This is a genomic window from Rhizobium sp. P1_B8, assembly GCF_056406515.1.
Genome location: NZ_JBFTZZ010000028.1, coordinates 75,453 through 89,214 on the forward strand (window position 1 = coordinate 75,453; position 13,762 = coordinate 89,214).

Here is a 13,762-nt window from a genome sequence, read left to right on the forward strand (position 1 = left end):
GGGTTTTTCGACAAGCTTCCAGGATGATCAGGACGTCGTCGACCGCCATCGTCTCGGTGAAGCGCTGAGGAACTGAACATTGACACAACCCGCAGCCGACAGGGTCCGCTTTCAATTTGTCACGCAATGTCCAAGGGATGATGGCTGCGGCGTATTCGTCTTGCAGATGCTGACGGGCAAACCCTACGACCAGATTGCCGGCATGATCGATTGGGGCGCTCAGACCAATCATTACACAACGTGGACAGAACTGCGCGGCGTGCTGACCGAGTTGGGCTGGCAGACTGGCGGATTACGCAAGGCAGAGAGCTGGGGCGATGTTTGCGGGGTAGCGGTCGTCCATGTCGAAGGAGACCACTTCATCCTCTATGACGCCGATAACGGCATCTTCTATGATCCGGGGCAACCCGACGGCCCCGATCTGCATAGCCGCCTCGTTCCTGTGAACTACCTTGCAGTGCAATCGCCAGAGAACGGTGTCTAAGTCCCAGGCCCTGAGTCTGGGATCCATGACCGCCCCGATGGTCCGCGCCGATAGCTCACTCGCCGTGACCACCGTTCCAGGCTCGCGGGTACGGAAAGGCGCAGCCGCCGAGCCGCGTACCGGCCCAAAATATGCAAATGACCGAACCATGTTTGCCGCCAGCCGGCTTGATGCCAAGCCAATCCGGGCGTAGTTCAGGATAGATAGCCACCCTCTCCTTCGACACCAATTTGAAACGACCCCATGGCGCACTCCCTCAACACAGCCCCATCGCCCGCCGGCGGCCCCAACCAGCCGAAACTTGATACGGACGACATCTGGCAGGCCCGCGTCGATCTTGCTGCCTGCTTCCGGATGGCGGCAAGGCTCGGCATGGAGGAAGGGATCTGCAACCATTTCTCGGCCGTCGTTCCCGGCTATGATGACCTGTTCATCGTCAACCCCTACGGCTACGCTTTCGCCGAACTGACCGCCTCGATGTTGTTGATCTGCGACTTTCACGGCAACGTGGTGTCGGGCAGCGGTCAGCCCGAGGCCACCGCTTTTTACATCCACGCCAGGATTCATAAAAACGTTCCGCGCGCCAAGGCGGCGTTCCACACCCATATGCCTTATGCCACCGCCCTTTCGATGACGGAGGGCGATCCTCTCATCTTTGCCGGGCAGACCGCCTTGAAATTCTATGGACGCACGGCCGTCGACCGCAACTATAACGGCCTGGCGCTCGACGCGCGCGAGGGCGATCGCATCGCGGCCGCCATCGGCGATGCCGACATCGTCTTCATGAAGCACCACGGCGTGATGGTCTGTGGACCTAATATCGCCGAGGCCTGGGACGACCTCTATTACCTCGAGCGCGCCTGCGAGGTGCAGACGCTCGCCCTGTCGACCGGACGCGAAGTCCTTGCCGTCGCGCCTGAGATCGCCGAAGCGGCGTATCGGCAAATGCGCGAGGGAGACCCGGAGTCGGCCCGGCTCCATCTGGAGTCCGTCAAGCGCGCACTCGATCGCAGCGAGCCCGAATACAAGCGCTGATCCGCAGACCGCGGCTTAGTCGTGCGCCGGCCGCCAATGCGGATAGGTGACATAGGCGGTGAGCGCGCCCTCCTCGTTCGAGCGGATGGTCACCGCTTCACCCTTGGGCATCTAGACGATCGCGCCTGGCCCGGCGGTGACCGTCCCCGCATATGTCGAGACCGAAAGCCCGATGCGAGGATTGAAAGTGTTAGAGTGCCTCCGTTGTGCGTCCGAAAGGACGCACGGCGCTCTAAGCCTTGCCCAGATGCTTCGGCCAGAATTGCTGATGGACTTCGGCGGCTTCGTCTTCGAGGTTCGTTGGGCCAACCACGGTGACGTTGCGCGCGCCGGTTTGCAACACCGCCCGGCTCGGCACGTTCAACCCGATCCCGGCGATCTCGCCAAGCCGCGTTTCGGAGCAGGCAAACACCATGCGCCCGATGCCCGACCAGTAAATCGCCCCGGAGCACATCGCGCACGGTTCCGTGCTGGTGTAGAGCGTGCACTCCGCGAGAAAAGCAGTGTCGTAGTGCTGCGCCGCCAGTTTAACCAGGTTCATCTCGGCATGGTTCGTCATATCGCGGCCGGTGAAGACGCTGTTTTCGGCGCGCAAGATGACTTCCCCGTCCTTCACCAGCACCGAGCCAAACGGTTCGTCGCCATGGTCCATCGCGGATTTCGAGAGCGCAATCGCCTCGCGTAAAAACGGCTCGTGGTTTTCCATCAGAGTCCCCCAGCTAGAGCGGGATGAGTTTGTCTTGAATCGGAGGGATTTCCAAGGGGCTGCAAATCAGATTCAAGTCGGCGATCCGTATCGCCACAACCGTCATTTTCTGGCTCTGATCGATGCCTCCCGAGCCTGATCTCGTCGCTCCGGCACTCACGCCGACATGTCCTCGTTCCAGCGGCGTTGCATCTCCTCAGGCGTGACCTGCTCGATGGTTTGCGACAACATCCAGCGATGACCGAAGGGATCAAGCACCTGCGCCACCCGCTCGCCAAAACTCTGGTCAGTCGCCGGGCGCAACATCGTCGCCCCAGCCGACAGCGCCTGCGCCAGTGCTTCGTCGGTCGACACCGTGTCCATGTGGAAGGTCACCGGCGAGCCTCCGACGGTATCGGGAGACAGGGCGCCGAAGTCCGGATATTCGTCTGCCAACATCATCAGCGTCTCTCCGAAACGCAGCTCGGCATGGCCGATCCGCCCATCCGAAGGATCGGTCATGCGGAAGACTTCCGTGGCGCCGAAAGCCTCCTTGTAGAAGTCGATGGCCCGTGCCGCATCCTTGACGATGAAGTAGGCGCTCACTTTTCGGGCAAAACTCGGCATGGATGATCTCCTTGACTGGTTTATATATTAACGTTACGTATCGTAAAGATATGAGTCAAGAGAGTAATGCAATACCGAAGAAACGAGGGCGGCCGCCAAGCGCTGCCGCGCAGAAGCGTGCCTTGGAGGCCGCCCATGAAATCCTGATGGCCGAAGGTTTTGGCCGCATGACGATCGAAGCCGTGGCGGCGCGGTCCGGTGTCGGCAAGCCGACGATCTACCGCTCCTGGGCCAATGCGCAGGAACTGGCGATGGCCGCTCTTCTGGTCAACCGGCTACCGGAAGCGGAGGTTGGAGGGGGCACGGCGCAGGCGGCTCTCGGCGCGCAGATGAGCGGACTGGTGACTGCCTTTGCGAGCACGCGCGGGCGGCAGATCACTATGGCACTTGCGGCCGCCGACCCGGAAAGCGAATTCACCAAGGCCTTCCGCAATCGGGTGATCCTGTCGAGCCGCAACGCGGGTCGTGTCATCCTGGAGGAGGCTCTGGCTCGGGGAGAGATCGTTCCGCCGCTTGATATGGAGGCGCTGCTCGACATGATCTACGGACCGGTCTTCTTCCGGCTGCTGGTCGGCCATCGCCCGGTCTCGCCGGAGTTCGGCGATGCGATCGTCAGGACCGCGTTGCGGGCCGTTGCACCGTCGGGCGCGTGAGACCCTCCCGTCGCGATGGGCGAAGCCAACGGCTGCGCAGGCGGCCGACCAAGCGGCCTAACCGTGATCGTCGCCCAGTTCGCCAAGGTGGCGCTGGACCCACTTGATCTCTTCCGATGCCGTGCGCCCGAAATGCCGTTTGAAATCGCGGCTGAACTGCGCCGGGCTTGCATAGCCCACGGAAACCGCGACCTCGGCAATCGTTCTGGTCTGGCGCGCGATCATCAATCTTGCTTCGTGAAGCCGCATCGCTTTGACGTATTGCATCGGACTGTTGCCGGTCAGCCCCTTGAACTGAACATGGTAGGAGGGAACGCTCATGCCCACCTCTCTTGCCAGATCGGCGACGGCGATCTCCAGGCCATAGTTTTCCCGCAACCAGGCGAGGCTCTGAATGATCTTTCCGGATCTGCCTTTCTGCTGGAGGGCGGCGATCATCGCGCCGCCTTGCGGACCGACCAGGACGCGGTAGTGCAGTTCGCGCAGAATGCCGGCGCCAAGCACATCCGTCTCGACGCTGCTGCCAAGCGCCGTCAGCAGGCGCAGCAGGACATCCTCGATATCGTCAGCCATGCTGCTCGACACGAGACTTCTCGGCTCGTCGCCTGGCAGTTCGGCATGTTTTTCCACCTGCAGTGCGATCTCGGCCGCCATCTGCATATCGAACTCGACATAGACCGCAAGCAAGGGCCGCTCGGGACTGGCCGTCGACGTCATCCGAAACGGAACGGGCAGCGACACCGCCAGATAATGCTCCTCATCATAGAGGAAGACTTCGCCTTCGAGGATGCCCTGCTTGCTGCCCTGCAAGACGAAAACCGCGCCCGGTTTGTAGAGCACCGGGATGTCGTGGAGCACGGCTTCCGTGCGCAATATGCGGACGGAAGCAAGCGCGGTCGGATTGTATCCGTGACGCGGGGCGAGACGCCCGGCCAACGCGACCATCTCCTCTCGCCTGGATAGGCCGCGATCAGCCTTCATAGGATTTGGCAACATTCTGAGAGAATCCGCAATCGATGCGCCGGTTTCTCCATACTATTTGTCAAGTCCCATCCTCAATCAAGGAATATCGCTGATGTCACGAAAGACCTTCTTCATCACCGGATCGAATTCCGGCTTCGGGCTCGCCATTGCGTCTGCGGCCCTTCAGGCGGGCCACACGGTGATCGGCACCGTGCGCTCGCAAGCGTCGCGCCAAGCGCTCGCCAAAACCCTGCCTGGCCTGCGGCCGGTCGTCTGCGACGTCACCGAGTTCGACCGAATTGATGATGTCGTCCGCCAGGCGGAGGACGAGCATGGGCCTGTCGACGTGCTGATCAACAATGCCGGCTACGGCCACGAGGGCGTGCTCGAGGAGTCGCCGATCGAAGAGATGCGGCGGCAGTTCGACGTCAACGTCTTCGGCGCCGTCGCCGTTGCCAAGGCATTTCTGCCTGGGTTTCGCGCACGACGCCGCGGCTTCATCGTCAACGTCACCTCGATGGGCGGCATGATCACCATGCCGGGCATCGGCTATTATTGCGGCAGCAAATTTGCGCTCCAGGGCATATCGGAGGTAATGCGTGCGGAAATGGCCCCATTCGGCGTCCGTGTGACGACCCTTTGCCCCGGCTCCTTCCGGACGGACTGGGCCGGACGATCGATGGTCCGCACCGAGCGGTCGATCGCCGATTATGATGCCCTCTTCGATCCGATCCGTAAGGCGCGCCAGGCCGTCAGCGGCAAGCAGCGCGGCGATCCCGCCAAACTGGCCGCCGCGGTTTTAGAGCTCATCGAATCCGATAATCCGCCGCCGCAGCTTCTGCTCGGCAGCGACGCCCTCAAGCACGTGTCGGACAGGATTGTTCGCCTCCAGCAGGAGATCGAGGCATGGAAATCCCTCACCGTCTCGACCGACGGCTGATAGCAGAAGCTCTGTATGCCGCTTCAACGATATCGAGATAATCAGCCCGCTCTTATTGGATGATTTTCTCGCCCCCGGCCGCCTCCTGCTTTCGCCGGAGCGCCTGTTCCTGTTCAAATGTCTTGTGCGGGAAGTGTTCCCAACACCACCAGCGAGTCGGCACGGCCGGGGATGGGCTGTTTCCCCAGCCTCCCCACTCCTTGCAGCGTGTGCCGTCAGCAAGCCGGTGCTCGCAATAATGTTCAACGATCACGTTGGCGCCTGGTGCGCTCGAATGGCCTTCGATGCTCATGGGTGCGTCCTCCGTTTCCCGCTCTTGATGCTCTCATAGATCATTTCCAGCCGTCTTGAGGCGACATAGGCACTGTCCTCGTATCCGGCCGATGGCCAATCCAATCGATGGCTGCCGTCAGCCGCCACGATCCAGAACCATCGATTATCGATCCCTCCGCCCGCCTGTGAGCGGAATATCCTGCCGATCTGGGTATCGCCGTCAAAAGCGACGTAATCGTCGCCGGGTTTCTCTTTCCAGGCGTGCCGCCATTTGTATTTGATCTCCCGGCCGCTGACATGTTCCCACGATTTCCATGTGATTTGTTCTGGCATGCGTCGTCCTGTCCTCTCGCGAGGTATCTCTTTGACCGCATGGTTGATGGATGGCTCCCGCCCGAGCCGGTGAATTCAGATCAGCGTCGGTTCCGGATCGGGGTCGATCGGATCGATGATGTCAGCCGTATCGTTCTTCGGCGAACCCACATTGCGGCCGATCGGCCACATGGTCATCAGCTCCGCCGGGAACGGCTTCATCAGGTCTGCCGGATCAGGCTCCTGAGATAGCCAGCGCTCGTAGTCTTCGCGGTGCAGGACGACCGGCATGCGGTCATGGATCTGCGCCATCATCGCATTCGGCTCGCAGGTGACGATTGCGAAGTTTCTGATGTCGACACCTTCCGGGCTGCGCCAAATCTCCCAGATGCCGGCGAGCGCAAAGGGCGAGCCGTCAGCCATGGCGATCGCATAGGGCTGCTTGTTCTTGCCCGTGCCGAAGATATCCTTCCACTCGAAGAAGCCGTTGATCGGCACCAGGCAGCGGCGCGACCTGTAGGCCGAGCGGAACAGGCCGTTGGTACTGATGCCCTCGCAGCGGGCATTGATCGGCGGCGGCCGCCCACCCGGCTTCATCCATGCCGGCATCAGACCCCAGCGCGCCGAGGCGAACACCGGCCCCATGACATCAGGCTCGCGGACCATGTCGCGAATGATGATCGGATAATCCAGCGTCGGCGCGCCGTTATAGCGGGGAAATCGGTTCCCGAGCGCATCGATCGCGCCCCGCTCTGCGAAGGCGAAATTGCGCACCAACTCCTCAAGCGATGTCTTGATATAGACGCGACCGCACATCCGGAACTCCATCCCGCATATTAGATGTTCTGATTATGTTCTGGGTATTCGAGGCGAGTCAAGGCCGGTCGCTACAACCGATGCCGCCATCGCTTCACCAGAGTCAAGGTGAAGCCTGTCACCGTCTCGACGACGGCTGACGGTAGAAATCTGCTTCCCGCTTGACAGCCTTCCTACTGGAAGGTAGATGGAGCCCATGAGCAATGTTTTGACGACCTCCGACGAAATCCTGGCCTCCGCCCGAGCTCTGATCATGACTGGAGGCTATAACGGCTTCAGCTATGCCGATATTGCTGCCGTCGTCGGCATTCGCAAGGCCAGCATCCATCACCATTTTCCCAGCAAGACCGACCTGGTGCGCACGCTTGTCGTGCGATATCGCGAGGATGCCGAGGCGGGCATCGCCGGCCTGGAGCAACAGGTGCGAAATCCCCTGGCGCTCCTCCAAGCCTATTCGGGCCACTGGGCCCAGTGCATCGAGGATGCCAGCCGACCGTTTTGCGTCTGCGCCCTGCTGGCGAGCGAACTGCCGGCGCTGCCGCCGGAGGTCGCAGCCGAGGTCAAGGCTTTCTTCCGCTTTGCGTCGACATGGCTGACCTCGGTGATGGAACGGGGCGCTCAGGACGGCAGTTTGAAACTGTCGAGCGAACCGCGCGTCGAGGCTGAAGCCTTCATGGCCACCGTCCATGGCGCTATGCTTTCAGCCCGGGCTTACGGTGCCCCGGAGATCTTCGCCACCATTCTGGCCCCCACCTTGCAGCGGCTGTCTCCGACCGCCGCTCAATAGAGCTCCGGGCGGCATAAAAGCCCGGAGTGACAACGACGTTCAGTGAAACTACCAACTAGTAGGAAGAACGACATGATCAAGAACATTCTCCCCGCCTTCATGCTGGGGCTCACCGCCATCGCGTCGGCGGCCCTGCCCGCGGCGCCTGTCCATTCCGAAGACCAGAAGGCCGAAGACCAGAAGCCCGAGCAGATCCATGTCAGGGGCAGCATCGTCAATTACAGCGGCTCCATTCTCAAGGTGAAGACCCGCGAGGGAGAGACCGTCGATGTCACCCTCGCCGACGGCTGGAAACTGGCGAGCGTTGCAAACGCTGCGGTCACCGACATCAAGCCGGGCGACTTCGTCGGCATCGCATCGCTGCCGAGTGAAGGCGGTGGCGACGGCGCGCTTGAAGTGCTGATCTTCCCGCCGGCGATGAAGGGTGCCGGTGAAGGCAGCTACGGCTGGGACCTCAAGCCCAACAGCAGCATGACCAACGCGACCGTGGCCGACGCCGTCAAGGGCGTCGATGGCCGCACCGTCACCGTCTCCTATCACGGCAAGGAAAAGAAGATCGCCATTCCGGACGGCACGCCGGTCGTCACCATCGCTCCGGCCAGCAATGACGATCTCGTTCCCGGCGCCGTCGTCTTCATCCCCGCCGAGAAGGCTGCCTCGGGTCCCCTCGCCCATCAGGTGCTTGTCGGCAAAAATGGCGTGGTGCCGCCCATGTGACCACGTCGTCGCCGGTCGGCTGGGCCGCCCCCGGTTCGACCGGCGATTTACCAGGGAATGCTGCCTGACCGGCAGCCGATGGACTGGAACGACGGAGAATGTCGTCTCGGCAGCAGCCCGGCGGTGCCGGGCGGCTCCCGGCAAGCCCAAAAAAACCCAATCGCGATGAGGGATGACGCCGCAGATGACGGTGAGCCGCCCCTATCGGACCAACACCATCACACACAGGAAAGAGATCTTGATGACCAACGATCAAACCACCGTCGCGTCTGGCGACAGGGAAGAGTGGCTGACGCGCTATTACTTCACCCGCGCAGCCTTTTCCGCCATCTGGGTCGCAGCCGCCTTGACGGCCGGCCGCCAGTCGCTTGCCGTCGCGGCTGGTTTGCTGATCCTCTACCCGGCCTGGGATGCCGCCGTCAACCTCATCGACGCAGTGCGCAATGGTGGCCTTGCAAACAACCGCAGCCAGGCGATCAACGTCGCCGTCAGCGCGGTGACGACAGCTGCCGTGATCGTCGCCCTGACGATGAGCATGAACTGGGTTCTCGGCGTCTTTGGCCTCTGGGCGATCTTTTCCGGCCTGCTGCAGCTTAGAACCGCTGTCCGGCGCTGGAAGACCAATGGCGGCCAGTGGGCGATGATCCTCAGCGGCGGCCAATCCGCGGTGGCAGGCGCCTTCTTCATCGCCCAGGCGCAAATGCCGGAACCACCCTCCATTGCCAACATCGCCGGCTATGCCGGCCTCGGCGCCTTCTATTTCCTGGTCTCGGCCGCCTGGCGGAGCGTCACAGAGATGCGGCGGAAGCGGGCCTGAGCCGATCGGGGGCGGGATCTTCCGTTCGGCCCCATGACAGAGCAGTCATTGCGTGGGGCTGTAACGTCGGCGGCGTCCCCATGAACCATGGCCAACCAAGATCGCTCTGAGCAGCGGCTAAAACTTCTTTCTTGCCCTCTGTCTCCCTGTTATCGTGGAAGTTAGGAGACAGCGCCATGAGCGAGAACCGAAAGCTGGCTGCAATCCTGGCCGCGGACGTGGTCGGGTACAGTCGGCTTGCCGGCGCTGACGAGGACCTCACCCTGGCGAGGTTGCGCACACTGCGCAGCGATCTCATCGATCCGACGATCGCCGTGCACCACGGCCGCGTCGTGAAGCGCACCGGCGATGGTGCGCTGGTCGAGTTCCGTAGCGTGGTGGACGCCGTGCGCTGCGCCATTGAGGTGCAGAACGGTATGGTGGAGCGCAATGACGGCGTCCCGCAGGACCGTCGCATCGAGTTCCGGATCGGTATCCATTTGGGCGACGTCGTCGAGGAAAGCGACGGCGATCTGATGGGCGACGGGGTCAACATCGCCTCGCGATTGGAGGGCGTCGCCGCGGCGGGCGCGATCTGCCTGTCCGAGGATGCCTATCGCCAAGTCAAGGCGAGGCTCGACCTCTCGGTCAGCGATCTCGGCAGCACGCAGCTCAAGAACATCGCCGAGCCAATCCGGGTCTATTCGCTGCAAGTCGGCAGCGCAGCGACCAAGTTAGCCGCGACCTCGGAAACCGCGACGAGCCGACCGGCGACGGCAGCGTTACCGAAGCTGTCGATCGCCGTCCTGCCGTTCGCCAACATGAGCGGTGACGCCGAACAGGACTACTTCGCCGACGGCATCTCGGAGGACATCATCACGGCGCTATCGAAGCTGTCGCAGCTCTTCGTCATCGCTCGCAATTCGTCGTTCACTTTCAAGGGCAAGAACGTCCATGTGCAGGAGGTGGGCACGAAGCTCGGCGTGCGATATGTGCTTGAGGGTAGCGTACGCAAATCGGGGAACAGGGTACGCATCACCGCGCAGCTCATCGACGCGACCACCGGCGGGCATTTATGGGCGGAGCGGTTCGATCGCGACCTCACCGACATATTCGCGGTTCAGGACGATGTCACGCAGCAGATCGTCGGCGCGCTGGCGGTCAACCTGACAGAGGGCGATCGGCAAAGACTTGCGCCGGGGCAGACGCGGCACCCCGAGGCGTATGACTGCTTCTTGCGTGGCCGGGAGCTGTGGCACCGACTGACGAAGCAAACGAACAGCGACGCCCGCGACCTTTTGCAACGTGCCGTCGAACTGGACCCGAACTTCGCCTCGGCGCACGCCTTCCTCGCCCTTACCCACGGGCTCGACTACCTGAACCGGTGGAGCGCGTTGCCGCAGCGCTCGATCGAGCAAGCCGAAGAGGCGGCGACCCTGGCGGTAGCGCAGGATGATAGCGATCCCGTGGCGCACTGGGCACTGAGTGTGGTCAAGCTTTACTCGCGACAGCACGATAGAGCCATCAGCGAGGCCGAGCGTGCGATCGTCCTCAATCCGAACTTCGCCGAAGGGCATGTCGGCCTCGGCGAGGCACTCATCTATTCAGGCAGATCCGAGGAGGCACTCGCCTATTTCGATCGGGCGAAGGTCCTGAACCCGTACTTTCCGGATGTCGTTCTTCACTTTCAGGCCTTGGCCTTGTTTCCACTGGGAAGGTACGAAGAGGCCGTCGAACTGTTGCTGCAGCGCGTGAGCCGCAACCCCGTCACCGATGTCTCGCGCGCGCTTCTGGCCGCCTGTTACGGGCACCTCGGCCGTTTCGAAGAGGCTCGCGCGACGTGGCAAGAGGTGATGCGCGTCAATCCCGACTACTCCCTGGAATACCGTCGCAAAGTCTTGCCCTTCAAGAACCCCGCCGATTTCGAGCTCGTCGTGGAGGGGCTACGCAGGGCCGGTGTCGTACAATGACGGTGATTAATCTCCGATCTTGAACGTGTTGCCGCTATTTGCACAGAGGATGAAATAGCCAGTGCCGGCGCAACGACGACCTCCAGCGTGATCGCCAGCAAAGATCTGCTTTCAGGAAGCTGCGAAGCCGCCCTCTATGGCCGACATGAAGGCGCAAAGCAGCCGCATCCCTCGACAACGAACAGATGTCCGCATCGGGCCGGAAGTTGCCGGTGTGCGCCTTGCAAATCCGTAGCCAGAATCATCCTTTGGGCACCTCGCACCCTCCGTCATCCCAGGCCTTGAGCCTGGGATCCCTGCCCGCTGCTGATCGAGACGGGAGTGGATCCTCGGGTCAAGCCCGAGGAGGACGGAGCGTGGGGTGGCGTGTGGAGCAAGGACAGCGACAGATCCGGACATGATCGGCGACAGCTCTCTGTTGAAGATGCGCAGTCCACATCCGGTAGCCGATGCACCAAGCGACTGATGTCATCAGCCGCGACGGGGCGCGTTTCCTCCCGCATCCACGATCGCCTGAACCACAAGCGCGATGCGTTTGTCACGCATGCCGGGCCGAATGCGGCCTGAACGTTCGAGCTCGGCAAGCCCATGAAGGGCTGCCCAGAAGGTCTCGGTCACGATCTCCACATCCGCACAGAACGGAGACACGGCTGCTGCAATGGCGTCGAAACCGGCCCGAAGTTCCGATCTCGTTTCGGCCTCGGCGAACTGCAGTTGGGTCGGCAGGATAAACATGGCCTGGTAGAGTGCTGGGCGACTGAGTGCGAAGGCAAAATAGGCCATGGCGACATCCATGAGGGCCTCTCGTCGCCCGTTCGCCCCGCCTGCCGCGTCCCGAAGAACGGTTGCGAGCTCCTTGAAGCCCTCGACTGCAACCGCGGCAACGATGGCGTCCCTGTTGGCGAAATGCGAATAGAGGATTGGCTGGCTGTATTCGATTTCCTTGGCCAGGCGGCGGATCGTCACAGCATCCCATCCTTCATTCTCCGCGACGGCACGTGCTGCCGCGACAATGCGCTCTTCGCGCCCTGCCCTTTCCCGGCTTTTCCGCTCTGCGATCCCCATTGCTCAATCTCCATGCAGGGCCAGCACCCATCAAAGATTATACCAATGCTTGACTAACTAGCAATGCTAAGGCATTTTATCTAGCAGCGCTAGATTTTGTATCAACGATAGAAGGATTGTCTCATGCTTTGGCTTGCCAACGGGGCTGGGTTGCTGCTCGCCCTCGCTATTATCGCGATCGGATTGCGAGCCCGACGACCACGATGCGCAGTTTCGGCCTGCCGCTTCCCGAAGAAGGCCCAAACGTCGCTTGGTGGCTCCGCCTCAAGGGGGTTCGCGATATCGTCGCGGGATTACTCGTGCTGGCGTTCATGGTGTGGGGTTCCCAACGGGAGGTCGGCATCGTGCTTTTGATCGAAGCGATGATCCCTGCGGGCGACATGCTGCTCGTTCTCGCAGCGAAAGGCTCCACCAGAAGCGCCTTCGGCATTCACGGCCTGACGGCGGTGATCATGGTGCTGGTCGCCATCCCCATGATGATCGGGGCGCACTAAGATGGTTCACGTTCTTTCCATCTGGTTCCTGGTTGTCGCCTTCGCTGGCGCAGGTCTCGTCAACGCCATCGGCACGGCGGGGACGCGAAGCGAATTCGCTCGGTGGGGCTACCCGCGCTGGTGGGGTATCGTGACGGGTGGGCTGGAGATATCGAGCGCCGTCCTGATTGCGCTTCCTGCCAGCCGCATTGTCGGCGTGGCGCTTGGGGCGGTCATCATCGGGGCTGCGGTTTTCACGGTTCTACGCCACCGCGACCATGCGCACCTGGCGCCGCTCAGTGTCTTTGTCACCTTGATTGCTCTTGCCGCGATCTCAACTTGAGCACGATCGGCCGCTTTCACCGACAGGCGTGGGCGAAGCACTATCATGTGGTTCCTGGCGCCACCTGATTGTAGCGGTAATCAGCCTCAAGCCTCACCCTATACCGCTTTGGTTATCGAAAACCCGCCCCCACCCTCCGTCATCCCAGGCCCTGAGCCTGGGATCCATGCCCGCTGCTGATTGAGGAGGCCAGAGCGGATCCTCGGGTCAAGCCCGAGGAGGACGGAGCGCGGGGTGGCGTCTGCAGCAGGAACAGCGACGTATCCCGACATGATCGGGAGTCATCAACGCCGATTTTTGCCCCGTGATTTCGCCCATGCAAAACCGTTGACATTTCGCTGAACAGAATATATCCATTTGGCTATATAGCTACATGGTGATATATGGACGACAAGCTCGATGCGATTTTCTCCGCACTCGCCGATCCCACGAGGCGAGCAATTCTTGGGCGGCTTGCGAACGGCAAGGCGACGGTGGCCGAGCTCGCTGATCCCTTCGAGTTGTCTCAGCCTGCCATCTCAAAGCATCTCAAGGTCCTGGAACAGGCCGGATTGATCCGCTCCGGCCGTGAAGCGAATTCGCGTCCCCGCGTCCTCGAGCCGGCTGCGTTGAAGACAATTGCTGATTGGATCGCCGATTACAGACGCTTCTGGGATCAAAGCTTTGATCGTCTCGATGACTATCTGTCCAAGGTACAAGGATACGAAAATGACTAATCCAGAGACCGACACCGACAACGCCCGCGACCTGGTTCTTGTACGAAGGTTTGATGCCCCATGCGATCTGGTTTTCAGGGCATGGACCGACCCGAAAGCGTTAGCAC

At 61.6% G+C, this 13,762-nt stretch carries 18 protein-coding genes and 2 pseudogenes; 12 read left to right on the plus strand and 8 right to left on the minus strand.

Annotated features, from left to right (window positions below):
- Positions 1 to 79: 79 nt before the first annotated feature.
- Both AC1D2N_RS27735 and AC1D2N_RS27740 read left to right on the plus strand, forming a co-directional pair.
- Positions 80 to 484: a hypothetical protein gene (locus AC1D2N_RS27735; protein WP_245484447.1), complete on the plus strand. Its 405-nt coding sequence runs from the start codon at positions 80 to 82 to the stop codon at positions 482 to 484.
- A gap of 243 nt (positions 485 to 727) precedes the next feature.
- Positions 728 to 1,519, plus strand: coding sequence for an aldolase (locus AC1D2N_RS27740; protein ID WP_130651965.1), 792 nt, complete (start codon positions 728 to 730; stop codon positions 1,517 to 1,519).
- 15 nt (positions 1,520 to 1,534) lie between these two features.
- Here the strand turns inward: AC1D2N_RS27740 and AC1D2N_RS27745 are convergent.
- The 3 genes and pseudogenes from AC1D2N_RS27745 to AC1D2N_RS27755 all read right to left on the minus strand — a co-directional run.
- Positions 1,535 to 1,687, minus strand: a pseudogene (locus tag AC1D2N_RS27745) (ethanolamine utilization protein); the annotation flags it as partial.
- Between the two features lie 64 nt (positions 1,688 to 1,751).
- Complete coding sequence (locus AC1D2N_RS27750) at positions 1,752 to 2,225, minus strand: nucleoside deaminase (RefSeq protein WP_113542599.1); 474 nt, start codon at positions 2,223 to 2,225, stop codon at positions 1,752 to 1,754.
- A 156-nt stretch (positions 2,226 to 2,381) separates the two neighbouring features.
- Positions 2,382 to 2,831 (minus strand): VOC family protein, encoded by a 450-nt coding sequence (locus tag AC1D2N_RS27755; protein ID WP_018241084.1) that lies wholly within the window; start codon positions 2,829 to 2,831, stop codon positions 2,382 to 2,384.
- 50 nt (positions 2,832 to 2,881) lie between these two features.
- Here AC1D2N_RS27755 and AC1D2N_RS27760 point away from each other — a divergent pair, with 50 nt between their 5' ends.
- Positions 2,882 to 3,484 carry a TetR/AcrR family transcriptional regulator gene (locus AC1D2N_RS27760; RefSeq protein WP_113542597.1) on the plus strand — a complete coding sequence of 201 codons (603 nt, stop codon included), beginning with the start codon at positions 2,882 to 2,884 and terminating at the stop codon, positions 3,482 to 3,484.
- Between the two features lie 57 nt (positions 3,485 to 3,541).
- On the opposite strand, the gene AC1D2N_RS27765 is transcribed toward AC1D2N_RS27760, so the two are convergent.
- Positions 3,542 to 4,480 (minus strand): AraC family transcriptional regulator, encoded by a 939-nt coding sequence (locus AC1D2N_RS27765; RefSeq protein WP_113542596.1) that lies wholly within the window; start codon positions 4,478 to 4,480, stop codon positions 3,542 to 3,544.
- Between the two features lie 79 nt (positions 4,481 to 4,559).
- Here AC1D2N_RS27765 and AC1D2N_RS27770 point away from each other — a divergent pair, with 79 nt between their 5' ends.
- Positions 4,560 to 5,387 (plus strand): oxidoreductase, encoded by an 828-nt coding sequence (locus tag AC1D2N_RS27770; RefSeq protein ID WP_028734197.1) that lies wholly within the window; start codon positions 4,560 to 4,562, stop codon positions 5,385 to 5,387.
- A gap of 52 nt (positions 5,388 to 5,439) precedes the next feature.
- Here the strand turns inward: AC1D2N_RS27770 and AC1D2N_RS27775 are convergent, their stop codons facing one another.
- From AC1D2N_RS27775 to AC1D2N_RS27785, 3 genes are all read right to left on the minus strand, one after another.
- Complete coding sequence (locus tag AC1D2N_RS27775; protein WP_130651964.1) at positions 5,440 to 5,679, minus strand: hypothetical protein; 240 nt, start codon at positions 5,677 to 5,679, stop codon at positions 5,440 to 5,442.
- Positions 5,676 to 5,993, minus strand: a complete 318-nt coding sequence (locus AC1D2N_RS27780; RefSeq protein ID WP_018241079.1) for a hypothetical protein — start codon at positions 5,991 to 5,993, stop codon at positions 5,676 to 5,678. The genes AC1D2N_RS27775 and AC1D2N_RS27780 overlap by 4 nt, the downstream gene beginning before the upstream one ends.
- 75 nt (positions 5,994 to 6,068) lie before the next feature.
- Positions 6,069 to 6,788, minus strand: a complete 720-nt coding sequence (locus AC1D2N_RS27785) for an SOS response-associated peptidase (protein ID WP_018241078.1) — start codon at positions 6,786 to 6,788, stop codon at positions 6,069 to 6,071.
- A 196-nt stretch (positions 6,789 to 6,984) separates the two neighbouring features.
- Here AC1D2N_RS27785 and AC1D2N_RS27790 point away from each other — a divergent pair, with 196 nt between their 5' ends.
- The 4 genes from AC1D2N_RS27790 to AC1D2N_RS27805 all read left to right on the plus strand — a co-directional run bounded on the left by AC1D2N_RS27790 (position 6,985) and on the right by AC1D2N_RS27805 (position 11,058).
- Positions 6,985 to 7,575: a TetR/AcrR family transcriptional regulator gene (locus AC1D2N_RS27790; RefSeq protein WP_130651963.1), complete on the plus strand. Its 591-nt coding sequence runs from the start codon at positions 6,985 to 6,987 to the stop codon at positions 7,573 to 7,575.
- Positions 7,576 to 7,647: 72 nt separating this feature from the next.
- The gene (locus AC1D2N_RS27795) at positions 7,648 to 8,292 is read left to right on the plus strand and encodes a hypothetical protein (RefSeq protein ID WP_130651962.1); all 645 of its coding nucleotides are present in this window, start codon (positions 7,648 to 7,650) and stop codon (positions 8,290 to 8,292) included.
- 184 nt (positions 8,293 to 8,476) lie between these two features.
- Positions 8,477 to 9,109: a DUF308 domain-containing protein gene (locus tag AC1D2N_RS27800; RefSeq protein WP_130651961.1), complete on the plus strand. Its 633-nt coding sequence runs from the start codon at positions 8,477 to 8,479 to the stop codon at positions 9,107 to 9,109.
- 176 nt (positions 9,110 to 9,285) lie between these two features.
- The gene (locus AC1D2N_RS27805; RefSeq protein WP_130651960.1) at positions 9,286 to 11,058 is read left to right on the plus strand and encodes an adenylate/guanylate cyclase domain-containing protein; all 1,773 of its coding nucleotides are present in this window, start codon (positions 9,286 to 9,288) and stop codon (positions 11,056 to 11,058) included.
- Between the two features lie 471 nt (positions 11,059 to 11,529).
- Here the strand turns inward: AC1D2N_RS27805 and AC1D2N_RS27810 are convergent, their stop codons facing one another.
- On the minus strand, positions 11,530 to 12,123 hold the full coding sequence (locus tag AC1D2N_RS27810; RefSeq protein ID WP_130651959.1) for a TetR/AcrR family transcriptional regulator: 594 nt from the start codon (positions 12,121 to 12,123) through the stop codon (positions 11,530 to 11,532).
- Positions 12,124 to 12,246: 123 nt separating this feature from the next.
- Between AC1D2N_RS27810 and AC1D2N_RS27815 the strand changes: the two are divergent.
- From AC1D2N_RS27815 to AC1D2N_RS27830, 4 genes and pseudogenes are all read left to right on the plus strand, one after another.
- Positions 12,247 to 12,617 (plus strand): annotated as a pseudogene (locus AC1D2N_RS27815) (DUF4267 domain-containing protein).
- Position 12,618: 1 nt separating this feature from the next.
- Complete coding sequence (locus AC1D2N_RS27820; RefSeq protein ID WP_130651958.1) at positions 12,619 to 12,939, plus strand: DoxX family protein; 321 nt, start codon at positions 12,619 to 12,621, stop codon at positions 12,937 to 12,939.
- A gap of 383 nt (positions 12,940 to 13,322) precedes the next feature.
- Positions 13,323 to 13,655, plus strand: coding sequence for an ArsR/SmtB family transcription factor (locus tag AC1D2N_RS27825; RefSeq protein ID WP_018241069.1), 333 nt, complete (start codon positions 13,323 to 13,325; stop codon positions 13,653 to 13,655).
- Positions 13,648 to 13,762 (plus strand): SRPBCC family protein (locus AC1D2N_RS27830; protein WP_477982406.1); only part of this gene is annotated, 115 nt, incomplete at its 3' end. The genes AC1D2N_RS27825 and AC1D2N_RS27830, both read left to right, overlap by 8 nt.